Genomic DNA, 16218 nt, shown 5'->3' with positions numbered 1-16218 from the left:
GAAACGATTAAGGGATAGGAATAGCTTTTGTTTGTTTACAACATTTTCTAACCACGCCTTTTCTCTTTTATCAAGCAATGATCTACCAATTGTGAATTGACCCGTCGGGCGCTTTCAGAATTGGGTGCGGGAACTTCGTATTTTCTTTTACTTCGAAGAGAAACGTAGCTTTCTTCGGGTCGAACTTCACGCCTAAACCTGGTTCTGGATTGAGGTATAGCTTGCCGTTTTTGAAGTTGACAAAATCCTCGTTGAAGTAGGCCGGGCGTTCGGGTTCGCCACCGCCCAGTTCCATCAGGCAGCGCATGGGACTGCTGGAACCCAGCACATGCACCAATGTAGCAGTCGCGAGTGGACCAGTGAAGTGCGGAATCATACCGACGTAGTGCGTTTCGCACATGGATGCCAGCTTTTTGAATTCCGAGATTCCGCCCGTATTGGGCAACGTAAAGCGCGTGTAATCAATCAGATGCTGCTCGATGAACGTATTACTATCCCAGCGGTCGCCGAATTGCTCGCCGACGGCAATCGGTACGTTGGTCATCTGACGTACCGTTTTATAAACGTCCGGGTTTTCGGAACGAACGATGTCTTCGACGAAGTACGGCTCCAGATTTTCGAGCGCCTTGCAGATTTTGACGCCTTCGGTGGTATCAAAGCGGGTGTGCAGGTCGATGGCCCATTTGCCACCTCCGCCAACCGCTGCGTCGATACGTTTGCAGAACTCAATGGTTTTCTTCGCGTTGTCATAAAAATCGAACGGATCGGTCCCATTACCGCCGGTTGGCCCAATCCGGTACGACCGCAAGCCCGCTTCGATGCAGTCGCGGGCACGTTCTTCTTCGGTTTTGGCTTTGGAAGCACGGAAACCGGTGGCGTAACATTCGACGTAGTCGCGGGTAGCACCACCCAGCAGTTCGTAAACGGGCACGCCAAGCGCTTTGCCTTTAAGATCCCACAGGGCCATGTCGAGTGCGCCCTGAGCGTGTAATTTTTCGCGGCCTGGCGGATAAAACATGCCCCGGTAAAGATTCTGCCAGATGTGTTCGATGCGGAACGGATTTTCGCCAATCATCATCTGAGCCAGTTGCTCAACCATATCCTTGGAGCCGCCCTCGCCGATGCCGATAATACCACCGTCAGTTTCGATCTCGACAATGCCTCTGGCCTGATTGAAGAGGGGTTTATTATATCCCGGAGCTGCGTAATACCGAATTTTTGTAATCTTAAGTTTAGGAATAGCCGCTTGCGTATCAAAAAAAGGTACACCCGCCAACACTGCTGTTGAGCCAAGCATAGCTGACTTTAGAAAATTTCTCCGTTGCATGTGGTTGTCGAAAATTTAAAGCAGAAAAAGGGTTGTTTAAACGATTAAGCAACAAGCTAAATAATGACTTGCTACGATTTCGGTACTTTTCTCCGCGACGAATCGCGGGCAATCAACTGTGCCTCCATCAAAACCTGCTTTTGTGGTTCCTGCGGGTGCTTTAGTTTGTTTGCCAGCACACTTACCGCCATTTTTCCTAAATCGTCCATAGGCTGTTGCAGATACGTTATCGGGCAATAGTATAAATCAAAGGCCTCGGCCTGCCCGAAACTGACAATGGCCAGATCATCAGGCACTTTCAAACCTAATTCGTTTATGTATTTCAGTCCGCTGATGGCCAATCGATACGTAGCGAAAATCAGCGCATCAATCGGAGCATCGGAAGCCAGCATCGCATTAATACCCGCTTTCACTTCCTGTTCAATCGTATCAAACCCTACTTCAATTAGCCATTCGGGGCGAAACGTAACGTTATGCTGTTCCAACGCTTTCCGATAGCCGCGAATCCGTTCCTTCATGTGGAACAGGCCTGATTTATAGGCAATTAATCCAATGTGTTTATAGCCATTTTCGAGCAGATGTAAACCAGCGTCGAGGGCGGCTTTATAATTATTGAGTGAAACAAAATCGGTTGGTATTTCCGGAAAATGGCGGTCCAGCAAGACAAATGATACGTTCTTATCCTTCAGGTAATAAATCTGTTCATCAGAAGCTTCGGCTGATACGATGATGAATCCATCGACCTGCCGGTTCAGAAACACATCGATTAAATCCCGCGATTTATCAGCCGTTTCGTCCGAACTTCCAATAATCACCGTGTACCCAATTTTCTTGGCTTCGTCCTCAACAATGCGAGCGATATTGGCGAAAAAAGGGTTCGATATATCCGCAATGATCAGACCGATTGTCTGTGTTTTTCCGCTACGTAAACTCTTGGCCAGATAGCTGGGCTGGTAATTCAGCTCCCTCGCAATCTGTCTGATTTTTAAGGCAATTTCCTGCCCAACCCGACTCTCCTTTTCTTTACCATTCAATACGTAAGACACCAGCGCTGTGGAAACGCCCGCCTGCTGAGCAATATCCTTAATCGATACTTTTTTCTGGCTCATACGTAGTATGATGGCTCGATTGGCTTATAAGAATGGTGGATTTGGTGCGGTCGAAGAAGTGATGGTTCAAATGTAAGCTTAATCGTTTAAATAAAACAATAGTTGTACGATTTTTTTATTTTTTTTAATTAAAAGAGTACAGTACAGTTAGTTGCTAACAGGAATTTAGTACTAGTAGAAGGGGCTGACTAAAGGCTTTCCGGGTATTAAAGTAGAGGCAAAATCTTTACCTATTTGAACGATACCTGCCTGATACTACGTAACAGACAGGTACGTAGTGCGTAGTAATCACCCGAAAAGTTTATGAAACTACTTCTTTTAATTAGTTGCTTCGGACTGTTTTCGCAGGCCTATGTTGTTGAACCGTTGGTGCCCAAAGACGATAAATGGCAGTCGCTTTTTAACGGGAAAGACCTGACTGGTTGGGAAACGTACCTCGACCGACCTGACCAGAAAAATAAACAGCTGCCTCCCATCGGTTTGAACAAAGATCCAAATCAGGTTTTTTCGGTCGTTACGGAAGATGGAAAGCCTGCCCTTCGGATTTCCGGGGAGACTTTTGGCGGCATCAATACGTTGGCCGAATTTGAAAATTACCACCTGCGGCTGGAATTCAAATGGGGAAAACAGAAATGGGCTCCTAAACTTGATCAACCTCGTGACAGCGGTTTATTGTACCATTGTGTTGGACCTAACGGTACGAAAATGCTCTGGATGGAATCGTTTGAATTTCAGATTCAGGAAGGCGACACTGGAGACTATTGGGGTGTTATGGACGTAGTAGCCGATATACCCGCTCGACAGAATGAAAAAGGGAAATACGTTTATCAGGCTGGCGGTACACCTGTTACGTTCCAGGACAAAACAACGAATGGCCGCACATGCCTGAAGGGGTTGGACAATGAAAAAACGTCGGGCGAGTGGAATACCATAGATTTATATTGTTTTGGAGGAACGGCTCTGCACGTTATTAACGGCAAGGTGAATATGGTGTTAACGAACACGCGCCACTTGGTAAATGGGCAGGTTGAGCCACTTACTAAAGGTAAAATTCAGATTCAGTCGGAAGGGGCCGAGGTATTTTATCGGAATCTTCAGGTTGAGAAAATCACGAAGCTACCTGCGGAATTGCTACGTTAGTTTTGCGTAATGAATAGTCGATTGGGTAAATAATTGATTAATAGAGTTTTGTTGCAAGTTTTTTGTCATCCTGACGCAGGAAGGATCTTAAAGTTTCCTCAATAGAGTGCTGGGAAACCTTGAGATCCTTCCTGCGTCAGGATGACAAAAATGAACTACCTATAATTCGTGTTTCGTTAGCTAATCGCTTTGGCGACTTCCAACTCCTGTGGCTTCTTCGGCGTTACTGGTTTCTTGGTGAACCGAGCCATGATTCGGTCAATGACCAGATACACAGAAGGTACAACCAAAAGCGTCAGGAGGAGGGAGGAGGTCAACCCGCCAATGATAACCCAGGCCATGCCGTTTTTGGTTTCGGCACCGGAACCGCTGGCTAACGCAAGCGGCAACATCCCGAACACCATCGCCAGCGTTGTCATCAGAATGGGGCGTAACCGTTCTTTACCAGCTTCGATCAGGGCGTGAACAACGTCGTGACCTTCGGCTTTGAGCTGATTGGCGAAGTCGACAATCAGGATGGCGTTTTTAGCTACCAGACCCAATAGCATAATCATACCCACAATCGAGAATACCGTCAGGCTTTGCATCGTCAGCGCCAGCGCCAGCAAGGCACCAATCAAGGCTACTGGAATCGAGAATAGTACCACGAATGGGTAAACGACACTTTCGTAGAGCGCCACCATGATGAAATACACCAGCAGAATAGCGATACCCAGTGCCAGACCCAGACTCCCGAAGGCATCGGATTGCTGTTGCAACTGGCCTAAATACTGAACTGAAATGCCTTCCGGCAGTTTAAGTTGCGCCACTTTCGCCTGAATATCACCACCAACCGTACCGACCGGGCGACCAATAACCTGCGAGTTAATCGTAATTGACGAAAGACGGTCGATACGTTCCAGCACACTTTCGCCGGTTTGTTCCTGAACTTTGGCAAACTGCGACAGTTCGAACGTTTGACCCTGATTGTTAACGAACGTTAACCTGCTGACATCCTGCGGGTTTGTGCGGTCGAATTGGTCAAGGCTTACCAGAATATCGTATTCGTTACCGTTCTGTTTGAACTTCGACAAATCATTTCCCCGAAAGGCATTCTGTAACGCAATCCCTACGTCAGATGCACTGATGCCCAACTGCGCCATTTTTTCGCGGTCAAGGCTCACGGTGACTTCGGGTTTCGGATCCTTTACCGAAAACTTAACGTCCTGCGTGCCCGGAACCGACGTAACGACATCTTTAATCTGATTAGCCGCCTGACGAATGGTCGTCATATTGGTCCCTTTTACGGCAATCTGGATCGGAGCCTGCGAGGCACCCACAATCCCAACCGGACTAACCGTTACTTTCACGCCTGGAATCTGACCCACGTCGCGTTTCAGGAGCTGACCAAAATCTTCTGTCGAAACGCTACGTTCCTTCTTATCAACCAGCTTTACGTTCAAATCAACAATGTTGCTGTTCGACGACGTAGCGATACCACTGCTGGTGTAGCCAACGTTGGTGAACACGTTCGCTACTTCCGGGTGTTTCATGATGATCTGCTCAGCCCGTTGCGAAACAGCATTAGACTGGTAAATAGATGCCGTAGGAGCCAGTTCCAATTGCACACTCATCTCGCCCTGATCGCTTTGCGGCATGAAAGCCGCACCGATAAATCCGGTCGGTACTAAAGCAATCGAGCCGATCAATAAAGCAAGTACAGCCAGGAAAATCCAGCGTTTATGCCCCAGTACACTTTCCAGAATTTGGCCGTAAGCCGCTGTAATACGATCCAGTATCCGCTCGAAACCCAGATTCAGCCGGCCCCATAACGAGTTGGGATTCAGCGGTTCCTGCTTGCCGAAGCGAGATACCAGCAAAGGCGTCAGCGTAAAGGATACAACCAGACTCATTAACGTAGAGAACACAACCACCAGCGAGAATTCGCGCAGGATGTTCCCAATCAGGCCGCCGGTCATGGCAAGCGGTACGAATACCACTACGTCGACCAACGTAATGGCCAGCGCCGTAAAGCCAATTTCACTACGTCCATCCAGCGAAGCCTTGACGCGATCTTTCCCCATTTCGAGGTGGCGGTTGATGTTTTCCAATACCACAATCGAGTCATCGACCAGAATCCCAACTACTAAGGAAAGCGCCATCAACGTCATCAGGTTCAGCGAGAAACCCGATACGTACATCAAGACAAACGTTGGAATCATAGACGATGGCAGCGCCACCAGCACGAACAGCGATGAGCGGAAGCTGTGCAAAAACAGCAGCATCACCACCGACACAATCAGTACGGCCAGAAACAAATCGTCAACAACCGCGTGTGCCGAAGCCAGCGTATAGGTCGACTGATCGGCAGCAATGTTGAATTTGAGTTTGACATCACTATGCTGTTTTTCTAGCGTAGCGATACGTGCCCGGACCAGTTCACTCACCGATACGGCGTTGGCGTCGGACTGTTTCTGGATCTGTACACCAATGGAAGGCAGCGCGTTGATGTGGTTGATGGCCGTTGGTTTCGCCGTGGCATCGACCACTTCCGCTACGTCTTTCAGTAGTACCTGGCTACCGTCTGTCCGACGGGCGATTACCAGACTACGTAACCGATTGGTCGTTTCGACCGACGCATCAAATCGGATGGAATACTGCGATTCCCGCGTTTCTACCTGACCAGCCGGATAACTAGTGTTAGCCGCATTGATAGCCTGCGCTACCTGACCAACCGAAATGCCGTAACCACGTAGTTTTTCGGTGTTGACATTTACCTGAATCTGACGTTCGCTGCCGCCAATTACGTTTACCTGACCAACGCCCGCTACGTTCGAAAGCTGCGGTTTCAGATCATCATCAATCAGATCATAGAGTTTGGTCGGCGATAGGTTCGCCGTTACGCCCATACGTAGCACCGGCAGTTCATCCGTCGAAAACTTGTTAAGAATCGGACGGTCAACATCATCGGGCAAGAGGTTGATAATCTGCTCGAGTTTGCGTTGCGCGTCCTGTTGTGCCAGCGTTACGTCGACCCCATTTTTCAATTGAATAATCACGATAGAGGCTCCTTCTCGTGAGGTTGCCGTCATCCGGTCGAGGCCTTCCAGCGACGACAGTGCGTCCTCGATACGTTTCGTTACGTTAGTTTCAACCTCGTCGGCCGACGCGCCCCGATACGTAGTGGCAACGCTGATGACGTTGGCTTCAAATTTTGGCAACAGGTTGTACGATAATTGCTGGTAGCTGAGCACACCGAACAAAATCAGTACGGTAAATATGGTCGTTACCAGTAACGGCCGTTTAATGGCTATTTCGGTTATTGACATGACTTTAATGAGTGAAAGAGTGAATGAGCGAAAGAGTGAATGGCTGACGCGAGATATTCGCTCTTTCATTCTTTCGCTCTTTCACTCTTTATTTTGTGATTTGCACAGGTTTGCCTTCGCTGAGGTTCAGTTGGCCGGTCGTAACTACTACGTCGCCAGCCGATAAACCGCCTATTACTTCGATGGTATCGCCAAAATCGCGGCCGACCGAGAGTTTACGTTGATGTACTACGTTGTTTTCTACTACGTAGACATACGGATTTTTGATACTTTCGACCAGCGCGATACGTGGAATCTGCAACGTTTTCTGGTTCGATTTCTGCGAGAAATCGACGTTTACGAACGTACCGGCTTTCAGACCACTGCCATTGTTGATGGTAATTTCAACCGGGTAATTGTGCTCGTCGGTACCTTGTGGGGCGATATACGAAATCTGCCCATTGATCGCCCGTCCTGGAAATACGTCCGCCATAACCCGTACCGATTGTCCGTTACGTAGCTGATACACATCGCTTTCGTTGACCAGTACGTTCACTTTCAGCCGTGATACGTCCAGCACTTTGCCTAACGTACTACCGACCGTAATGTACACGCCCGGTTCGATGGCTTTCTGAACTATTTGCCCGCCGATCGGTGCTTTTACGTTCGCATCCTGAATCTGCTTCTGAATCTGTTCGGCCTGATTAACAGCGTTTTCGTAGTTGTACTTCGTTTCGTTGACCTGGATCTCCGTGGTAGCGTTTCCCGCCAGCAACGTGTTGTAGCGCGTTACGTCTTTCTTCAGCTTATCAATGTTCAGTTGCATAGCCTGTAGCGAAAGTTCTTTCAGGTGATTATCCAGTTCAACCAGCGTCTGACCCTGACGAACCGACGTACCCAGGTTAAAATTGACCTTCGTCACCTTGCCGGCCGTAGTTGCCGTAATATTGGCTTCACGGAACGGAATCAGATTGCCCGTTTTGACAAGCTGCTGACTCACAGCGGTTTCTTCGACCTGTATGGTCGTTACCGGAATTGCTACGTTGGTGTTGACGACCGGCTTTTTCTGGGCATCAATCTTTTCTTTATTCGACACCAGCCGGAAGCCAATCAGTGCAATGATGGCCACAGCGGACGTAAGGATAATAAGTGTTGTCTTTTTCATGGCTTTCAGTTGTATAGCCTGCTAGCGACCGCTCCGGCGGCCCGGTTAAAGTTGATTATAGAATGTAAGTAGTGTTCCCTTCGATTGTTCCAGATCAAGGCGGGCCTGATACAGATTAATGAGGGAATTGATGTAATCGGATTGGGATTGGCGGTACGACGTATCGGCGTTGACCAGATCGGTCAGCGATTTAACACCCTGTTTATATTGCAGTGTAGTAATGTTATAAACCTCCTGAGCCAGCTTAACGTTTCGGTCGCCGTTTACTACGTTCGTTTGTACTTTCTGAATTTGCGACTGGGCGTTATTGAACTGAAGCCGGTAAGCTGCTACGTTCAGGCGCTGTTGTTCTTCCTGCGTCAGTACGGTGAGCCGTTGCTGTTTTATCTGCGCGTCGCGTTGCAGACCATCGAAAATTGGTATGTTGAAACGCAAACCAATGCTACCAAAACCAGCAAATCGGTCGAACACCTGATTCAGTTCCTGAGCGCCCAGATTGAGCGTTCCATAGTTGGCTGTGAGACTTACCGTTGGCAGGTAACCGGCCTGAATCCGCTTCAGTTGCAGGCGTTGTAGGTCCAAATTCGTAGCGGCTTGCTGGAACGAAACCAGATTTTGAGCATCGAACGAAGCTTGTTCAATTGTAGGAAGCTGCTTGACCAGTGCGGAATCCGATAAAACCAGATTTTCTTCCTGCGACAAACCCATCTGATATTTGAGTCGGTTCAGCGCCAGATTATAGTCATTCTCGGCCAACGTGAGTTGTGACTGTGTACTGTTGTAATTGACTTCCGTACGGGTATAATCGACCGGTTGAATGACGCCATTGTCCCGCTGCAACTTCAGGATATTCAGTACCTGCTGCGTCCGCTGAAGGTTGTCGCGTAGGAGAGCAATTTGCTGTTGGGTAATGAAAACCTGGTAATAATTGCTGGCGATATTGTAAATAATATCTTCGCGGGTCTGGCGGGTATTCAGTTCCGCGAGTTGCTGATTCGGTTTAGCCGCTTTAAGCCCCAGCAGCAGCGACCGGTCATAAATGGTTTGACTAGCCTGTGCTGCTACGTTTATCTGATATTTCTGCCCGATAATCAGTACCCGTGGTTCTGGACTGAACAACCCAGCCGGAATAATGCTCTGTTGAAGCTTTAAATTATCGGTCGCGGTTCCCGTTCCCGAAACCTGGGGCAGGTACTGTCCCAAAGCCTGACGAGCCTGCTCGTTCGCATTTTGAACCTGATACTGCGCGATACGTACCGTTCCAAAATGCTGGAGGCCGTAATCGATGCAATCCTTTAATCGAAAGCCGTTTGTCGACTGGGCCCAGCTGCTTTGAGCCAGTATCAAAAATAAACCCAGTGCAATTTTATGTTTCATAAGTGAAATAAAGTTGATGTGTCTACTGTAGATATATCAACTAATTAGTTAAAAAAATGCTACTCACCCAGTAGCGATGAAATTTTACGTAGTGTTGTCATGAATGTATGCAGTTCTTCGGCGCTCAGTTGATCAGTTACCTGCTTATCGATCTTTTCGGCTTCTTCAATGATTTTCTCAACTACCATTTTGCCAGCAGGTGTAAGCTGAATCAGATTCTTGCGTCGGTCGATCTCATCCGCAACGATACGTAGGTAGCCATCCCGTTCTAACGTGCGTATAGAGCGCTGTATGCCCGATTTGTCTTTCTGGATGAGGTTTGCAATTTCCTGCTGTGACGGTAAATCGGTGCCCGAAAAGTAAACCGTAAACAGAATCGGTAACTGCTCAATCTGAAGTTTAAAGCCAGACCGAATCAATTCGCGATTCGCCTTTTTACCCATCAGATGGCCAACGTGGTTGATCGTAAAAATGGACAACTTGCCCATCCGTTCCGAAATTTTTCCACGCAGCTCTGTTTCTTTGTCCGTAATCATGGTGCAAATGTATTGCTTAGTTGATATATCAACCAAATATTTTGAGAAAAAGTTTTTATGTGTAGGACTTTCACATGGAAATCAGATTTGAGAGTTCAGGCGTATGATTAACGTGAATAACGGATGGTTGATTTGGGCTATTTTATCATCCTGACCGGGCTGCTGGGGCGGGTACAAAGGATGAAAACATATGTTCGCTACTAAAAGCATAATCAATCTTAATGTTGAATCTGGCTGATAATCAGTTTACTGACCATTCGTTTAACTAACTGGTGCAAGTAGCGTGTATCAAAAAAGCCCCAATCGGATGAAAGGGGCTTAAATCATTGCCAGAACAACACTGGTAGGAAGTTAACTATTTTTGACACCCATACATGCAATTAATAGACCATTGATTTTGGCAAACCATGGCGTTATGGGGCTGTATTGCGCTCAATGAGTACTGTATAAGATGATTCCATCACTCCCTTGTGACGGCCTGGTATTATTAACCTTTTCTATTCCTCTTGGTCAGCGATGCCTGAATAACAGCCCAAGCCTTGCGCTTTAGCTCCTGATGTAGTTCTTTATCCTTTGGAATAAAGGTTGTGCTGCGGTCGGTGGTCCTGGATTCCCAGTAGTTGTTATCTGATGTATCAGGAATAGATGTATACGTTAGTTCGCTCATGCAGTAAAGATACGCTTTATTTAATGGGCAGCTATCATTTGCGCTTTGTGAAATGGCACCTATGGAGGAATTATGGAATCATATAACTGCTACTCCTACTGTATTAACAGCGTAGCTACCTTCTTTTTACTTGCTACACTATTTAAACCACTGCCAATTCTTTACGTTCGCCGATTTGCTGACGCCACATAGCGTAGTAGAGCCCTTTCTGGTCGAGTAATTCCTCATGACGGCCCTGTTCGACAACCTGACCCTGCTCCAGCACGAAAATCCGGTCGGCGTGGAGGATAGTGCTTAGTCGGTGGGCAATCAGAATGGTGATGTGCTGACGTGAGCCCGATAACTGGCGAACAGTACGTCCAATCTCCTCTTCGGTAAGGGAATCCAGCGCCGACGTGGCTTCATCAAACACCAGCAAGGCCGGTTTGCGGAGAAGGGCTCTGGCAATACTGAGTCGCTGTTTTTCACCACCAGACACTTTTACGCCACCTTCGCCAATGACCGTATCGAGTCCCTGTGGAGCACGTCTCAGTAACGTATCAGCCGCAGCCTGATGCAGGGCTCTCAGACATTCTTCATCGGTGGCGTCAGGAGCCACGAAACGCAGGTTTTCCCGAATCGTTCCAGCAAAAAGCTGAGTATCCTGCGTTACGAAACCGATTTGTTCACGCAGTTCATCCAGGTTTACATCTGAGCCAGGAATGCTATTGTACAAAATCTGGCCACTTAGAGGTTTATATAAGCCAACGAGTAACTTCACCAGCGTCGTTTTCCCTGATCCACTAGGGCCGACAAACGCAATGGTTTCGCCAACCTGTGCATCGAATGAAATACCGTCGAGGGCGGGTTTTTCGGCAGTGAGATGTTTGAAATGAACATCGTCGAAAGCCAGCGTTTTCAACGTAGCAACAGATTGCGGCTGGGCCGGTTTTACATCGCGGGGGGTGTTCAGAATCTGCTGGAAATTCGCCAGTGACGCTTCCGTTTCCCGATATATATTGATGATGTTACCTAGTTCCTGAAGCGGCCCGAAAATGGCAAACGAATAAATAAAGAGCGAGAAAAATTCGCCCACCGTTATCTGTTCTCGTACCACCAGAAACAGCATCAACAGCATGATAGCGTTACGTAGCAGATTCACAAACGTACCCTGTACAAACGACAACGACCGGATGTAACGGACTTTCTTGAGTTCGAGCTTCAGAATTTTCTCAGTTGTAGCATTTAGTCGTTCTGTTTCCTGTTGAGCCAGTCCGAGACTTTTCACCAGCTCAATATTACGTAGACTTTCGGTCGTAGAACCCGCCAGCGCAGTAGTTTCGGCGACGATGGTTTTCTGAACGGTCTTAATTTTTTTACTGAGCAGCGAGCTGACAAAACCCAGTAGCGGAATGGTTAGAAAATAAGCCGGAGCGATGGGCCAATAGACCGTAGCGGCATACCACATCACAAACACAATACCGACCACCGACGTAAACAATACGTTGACAAACGACTGGATTAATTTCTCTACGTCGGTACGTACCTTCTGTAGTTTTCCCAACGTTTCGCCCGAACGCTGGTCTTCAAACACCTGATACGGAAGGTCGAGCGAGTGACGAAGGCCGTCGGTGTAGAGTTGAGCGCCCAGCCGCTGGGTAATCACATTGACGTAGTAATCCTGAAAATTTTTGGCGATTCGGCTCACCATCGCCACGCCAAGTGCCTGCAAAATCAGCAGACCTGCACCATTTTGCAGAAAAGCCCAGAAGCTCAGCGGACGTAGCGAACCATCGGGTTTCACTACGTATTGGTCGATAATTTTACGAAAAATGTAGGGGTCGAGGAGGGAGAAAATCTGGTTGACGGCGGCTAGCAGCAGGGCGAGGGCTAACAGGCCCCAATAGCGCCGTAAGTAGCTGTAAAGAAGTTGCATACGTTTGTTGTTAGTAGAATTTTTGGTAGTAGTAAGCAGGAATGACTCCTTTAGTACAACACCAAACTGTTGGATTTGGGTCAATTGGCCGTGATTAATCCTGAAAATTACACGAACAAATTCATTGGCAGACGTAGTGAAACCTTTGTGTTTCTTTGATGATACCTTTTCCGGATAAATGCGAACTTTACCGCATGAAAAACGCATACGTATTTGTTCTGGCGGTTGGCCTGCTCGCTGCTTGTGGAAAGAGTGAAAAAAAAGAAGAAAACACTACGTCGGCTACCACCGATTCGACGGTAGTGGCGGCACCCAAACCCAAAAACTGCCAATCCATCTTGAAGGCTGATAAATTGGGGAAATCCAATGAATATCAGGAGTCGGCTAAACCGATGAAATTCACGCTGACGCTCGACCAGGATACCAGCGCTACGTCGACCGAAAAAGGTTGTTATTTCAATAATACGGCGACAATACTCGCGGTGAAAAAATCGGGAAGTCGCGTGTTCAAACGAACACTGGCTAAAGACGACATCGCCTATTTCTCCAAAAATGACGAACTGATTGCGCGTTCTGTCCTGCAAAATGCTACGTATAAACCAACTTTCAACGGCCAGCGCTACGTTACCATTACCGTTCGGCTGATTGATCCTGTTGGTGAGAAGAAGTCTGACTATCTGGTGTTTATGAACTATTTTGGGGAGATTGTAAAAGTGAAGTAAATAGCTAATTTAAATCAACGTAACGTACTGCTTTTGGCGGCTGATTGTGTCCTAGTCACAGTCAGCCGTTTTTATTTCTGACGTAACGTCTGCTACGTCTGCATATTCTCAAATGGGCTGATTTACGCCCACCTCTCCATTTTTCCCACAATAGTTCATAGCTCAAATTGTCCAATTCAGTATCTGTTTTGAGCAGTTGAAGCGAAATGTTATTTCTCCCCGGAACGTAGCACCCCAATTTCGTGACGTCGTTCGTCGGCAAGAGGCCGATGCACCGACGTTCCATTCTCTTTTTTAAACAACATTCAAAATACTTTATGAACACCACACGAATTTTGACTGCAACCGCTGTAGCCGCACTGTTACTCGGCTGTAAAAAGGTAGAAGATCAGCTTCCCAATCCAGGGGACAAGCCTATTAACACAACCGGTTATTCGCTGGGTTTATTTTCGCAGAAAGAAGACCTGACTGACGCCCCGTATGCCATTAAATTTGGTGCTGTTAGCGCAGACAACCTGCCTGCTTCGTTTGATCTGACTCAGTATTTACCACCCGTCGGCAATCAGGGGCCTTATGGCACTTGTGCAGTCTGGGCAACGGGTTATTACGCAAAAACGGCTATCGAAGGCGTTGCTAAAGGCTATACGGCCGCTCAATTGAGCAGTCCTTCCTACCAGATCAGCCCGCGTGATTTGTTTACGGCCCTTGATCCAAAAGATAAAGGTGCGGATTGTAATGGGACAAATTTTGAACCCATTATGGATGTGCTTATGGCACGGGGAGGTGCTACGTTAGCCGTTTCACCGTATACCGATTTAGGCGATTGCAGCAAAGCGACTGCGTCGGCCAGCTGGGATACTGAAGCGGCTAAACATAAAATTAAAGCGTACCGCCTGATCGACCCGACGGTTACAGCCGTCAAACAGCAGTTGGTCAATAAAGTGCCCGTCGTAATTGGCGCCGAACTCGCCGATAATTTTATGACCTGGAACAGCGACAACGTACTGTCGTCGAATACAACCTACGATAAAGTGGGTATGCACGCAGGTCACGCGCTGACCATCATAGGTTACGACGACAAAAAAGGGCCCAATGGTGCTTTCAAAGTCATCAACTCCTGGGGAACGACTTGGGGCAGCAAGGGATTCATCTGGATCGATTACAATTTCATGCTCAACACATTTCTAATTCCCCTGAAAGACGGCGGGAAAGAATTGTTCGTGATGAGCGAAACCGCAGTTAAGCCGAACGATGACCCACAACCACAGCCGAATCCGACAACAAAAGGTGTTGATTTAGTGGCCTGGGTTAATTCAGATGCGTCTGATTATGAGTCGACTGGTTCGCCATCGTCCAGAGCTGTTGAGTTCAATATCTACAACGACGGTACTGCCGACGCTACGCCCAAAACGCCCTGGACAGCGTACTACATCTACTACAATGCCCGGAATGCAAATGATTATGGCGTATTGTTTCAGCACACCTATTCAAACAAAAATCTGCAGTCTAACAAGTATAGTTGTGCGAATGGAAACTGTGAACTGAACATAAGCATTCCGGCGTATAGCAGCCTGTCGGACGTATTGTTTGGAACCGACGATGGCGTACGTGCTACGTATAAAACGCCGTCAAATCTGAGTGGTTCGTATTACCTGGTGCTGATGGTCGACGCCGACGATACGTTCGATGAATTCGATGAAGAAGATAACTACTTCTACACAACTGATCGGCCGATCAAATTCAAGAACGGATATGCAGCTCGTGAAGGCTACGAACAGGCGGGTGTGGCGTTCTCGTTCAAAAATAAACTGACCATCAAAAGTCCTGAAAAAGCCCGTAAGCAGTTTACTACGGCTGTTAATGCGGACCATCAAAATGCGTATGCTCCCCAGGAGATTTTCAATTTCATTCGTCAGCAAAAGAAAAGTGGTGCACTGGCTCAGAAAGTAAAACAATATGTACAAAGTCAAGCAACTCAATCGCTTCAAGCGGTTAAATCTAAGTAATCTGGTTGCAATGCTGACGCTTTGTATCGGTTGCCTGGGCTGTACGGCCACGGCAACCGATACCAAACCGATCACGGCACGTAGCATACTGGAAAAATTGGGCAATCAGGAGCCAGTTTTTATTGAAAACAAAACGATTGAAGGTGATCTGGATTTTACTACGCTCGCTACGTACCCACAAACCGAAACGATACGTAGCGTAGCGATTGAATCGTCGGTTTATTTCAAAAACTGCGTATTTACGGGAAAAGTAACGGCATTCAACCAACGTAACGGTCAGACCATTCTCTGCGATTTTGGAAAGAATCTGACGTTTTTGAACAGCAAATTCAATGGCGAAACCAGTTTCCAATCGATTTCGGTACGGGGCATCAGCTCGTTTGCCAACAGTCAGTTTAACCGGAACGTAACGTTTGAAGGCGCTCGTTTTGGTTCTGAAACATACTTCGACGGAGCCATGTTTACGCGGGAGGTTCGCTTTCAGACCGCGCATTTCGCGAAGATGGCCAGTTTCTGGAAAACGATCTGGGCAGGCGTGGTTTACTTTCAGAGTGCAGTTTTTGCAGGAGATGCGCGTTTCAATCTGGGCGACTTCAGAAGTAATCTGGATTTCTCAATGTGCACCACCGACGGACAACTGACGTTCAATTACGCGCAAAGTACAGGTCGAAATATTTTTGATAATTGCCGGTTCCGAAACGCCGTCGATTTCAGTAATGCTACGTTGAAAGAAGCCAGTTTTAAGGAAGCCTTCTTTGATACAAAAGCAACTTTTATCGGCGTAAAAAGTGAATCGCTGTCTTTTGAAAACGCATTTTTCCTGTCGCAGAAGCCATTGCTCGATTCGGCCGGTTCCACTCCCAACGTAACGGGTGCTCGGCTGGCTACGTCCGCTATTATTCCGGCGAAGCGATAGTGAGGTTCTGTTTTAGGCCATTGTAGAGACAAACGTAAAAGAAGATTATTT

12 protein-coding genes are annotated in these 16218 nt (G+C 47.5%); 4 read left to right on the top strand and 8 right to left on the bottom strand.

From position 1 onward, the window contains the following. Positions 1 to 82: 82 nt before the first annotated feature. Both IC229_RS13830 and IC229_RS13825 read right to left on the bottom strand, forming a co-directional pair. Complete coding sequence (locus tag IC229_RS13830) at positions 83 to 1327, bottom strand: mandelate racemase/muconate lactonizing enzyme family protein (protein WP_190887582.1); 1245 nt, start codon at positions 1325 to 1327, stop codon at positions 83 to 85. Positions 1328 to 1398: 71 nt separating this feature from the next. Further along, the gene (locus IC229_RS13825; protein ID WP_190887581.1) at positions 1399 to 2436 is read right to left on the bottom strand and encodes a LacI family DNA-binding transcriptional regulator; all 1038 of its coding nucleotides are present in this window, start codon (positions 2434 to 2436) and stop codon (positions 1399 to 1401) included. Between the two features lie 303 nt (positions 2437 to 2739). Between IC229_RS13825 and IC229_RS13820 the strand changes: the two genes are divergently transcribed. Further along, positions 2740 to 3576 (top strand): 3-keto-disaccharide hydrolase, encoded by an 837-nt coding sequence (locus IC229_RS13820; protein WP_190887580.1) that lies wholly within the window; start codon positions 2740 to 2742, stop codon positions 3574 to 3576. 176 nt (positions 3577 to 3752) lie between these two features. On the opposite strand, the gene IC229_RS13815 is transcribed toward IC229_RS13820, so the two are convergent. The 6 genes from IC229_RS13815 to IC229_RS13790 form a co-directional block, all read right to left on the bottom strand. Further along, positions 3753 to 6884 carry an efflux RND transporter permease subunit gene (locus IC229_RS13815; protein ID WP_190887579.1) on the bottom strand — a complete coding sequence of 1044 codons (3132 nt, stop codon included), beginning with the start codon at positions 6882 to 6884 and terminating at the stop codon, positions 3753 to 3755. 88 nt (positions 6885 to 6972) lie between these two features. Further along, complete coding sequence (locus IC229_RS13810) at positions 6973 to 8028, bottom strand: efflux RND transporter periplasmic adaptor subunit (protein ID WP_190887578.1); 1056 nt, start codon at positions 8026 to 8028, stop codon at positions 6973 to 6975. Positions 8029 to 8073: 45 nt separating this feature from the next. Beyond that, a complete protein-coding gene (locus tag IC229_RS13805; RefSeq protein ID WP_190887577.1) occupies positions 8074 to 9405 on the bottom strand; it encodes a TolC family protein in 1332 nt (443 codons plus the stop codon). A gap of 59 nt (positions 9406 to 9464) precedes the next feature. Continuing rightward, entirely contained in the window at positions 9465 to 9941 is a 477-nt protein-coding gene (locus tag IC229_RS13800; protein ID WP_190887576.1) for a MarR family winged helix-turn-helix transcriptional regulator, read from the bottom strand. A gap of 487 nt (positions 9942 to 10428) precedes the next feature. Beyond that, positions 10429 to 10608, bottom strand: a complete 180-nt coding sequence (locus tag IC229_RS13795; protein WP_190887575.1) for a hypothetical protein — start codon at positions 10606 to 10608, stop codon at positions 10429 to 10431. A gap of 142 nt (positions 10609 to 10750) precedes the next feature. Continuing rightward, the gene (locus IC229_RS13790) at positions 10751 to 12523 is read right to left on the bottom strand and encodes an ABC transporter ATP-binding protein (RefSeq protein WP_190887574.1); all 1773 of its coding nucleotides are present in this window, start codon (positions 12521 to 12523) and stop codon (positions 10751 to 10753) included. Positions 12524 to 12717: 194 nt separating this feature from the next. Between IC229_RS13790 and IC229_RS13785 the strand changes: the two genes are divergently transcribed. The 3 genes from IC229_RS13785 (at position 12718) to IC229_RS13775 (ending at position 16167) form a co-directional block, all read left to right on the top strand. Beyond that, positions 12718 to 13245: a hypothetical protein gene (locus IC229_RS13785; RefSeq protein WP_190887573.1), complete on the top strand. Its 528-nt coding sequence runs from the start codon at positions 12718 to 12720 to the stop codon at positions 13243 to 13245. A gap of 317 nt (positions 13246 to 13562) precedes the next feature. After that, positions 13563 to 15251, top strand: coding sequence for a C1 family peptidase (locus IC229_RS13780; protein ID WP_190887572.1), 1689 nt, complete (start codon positions 13563 to 13565; stop codon positions 15249 to 15251). Continuing rightward, positions 15202 to 16167, top strand: coding sequence for a pentapeptide repeat-containing protein (locus IC229_RS13775; protein WP_190887571.1), 966 nt, complete (start codon positions 15202 to 15204; stop codon positions 16165 to 16167). The genes IC229_RS13780 and IC229_RS13775 overlap by 50 nt, the downstream gene beginning before the upstream one ends. Positions 16168 to 16218 lie beyond the last annotated feature (51 nt).

The organism is Spirosoma profusum, assembly GCF_014699005.1.
Lineage (GTDB): Bacteria > Bacteroidota > Bacteroidia > Cytophagales > Spirosomataceae > Spirosoma > Spirosoma profusum.
The sequence above is the reverse complement of the archived record's forward strand: the minus strand, read 5'-3'. Positions and strand labels throughout refer to the sequence as shown.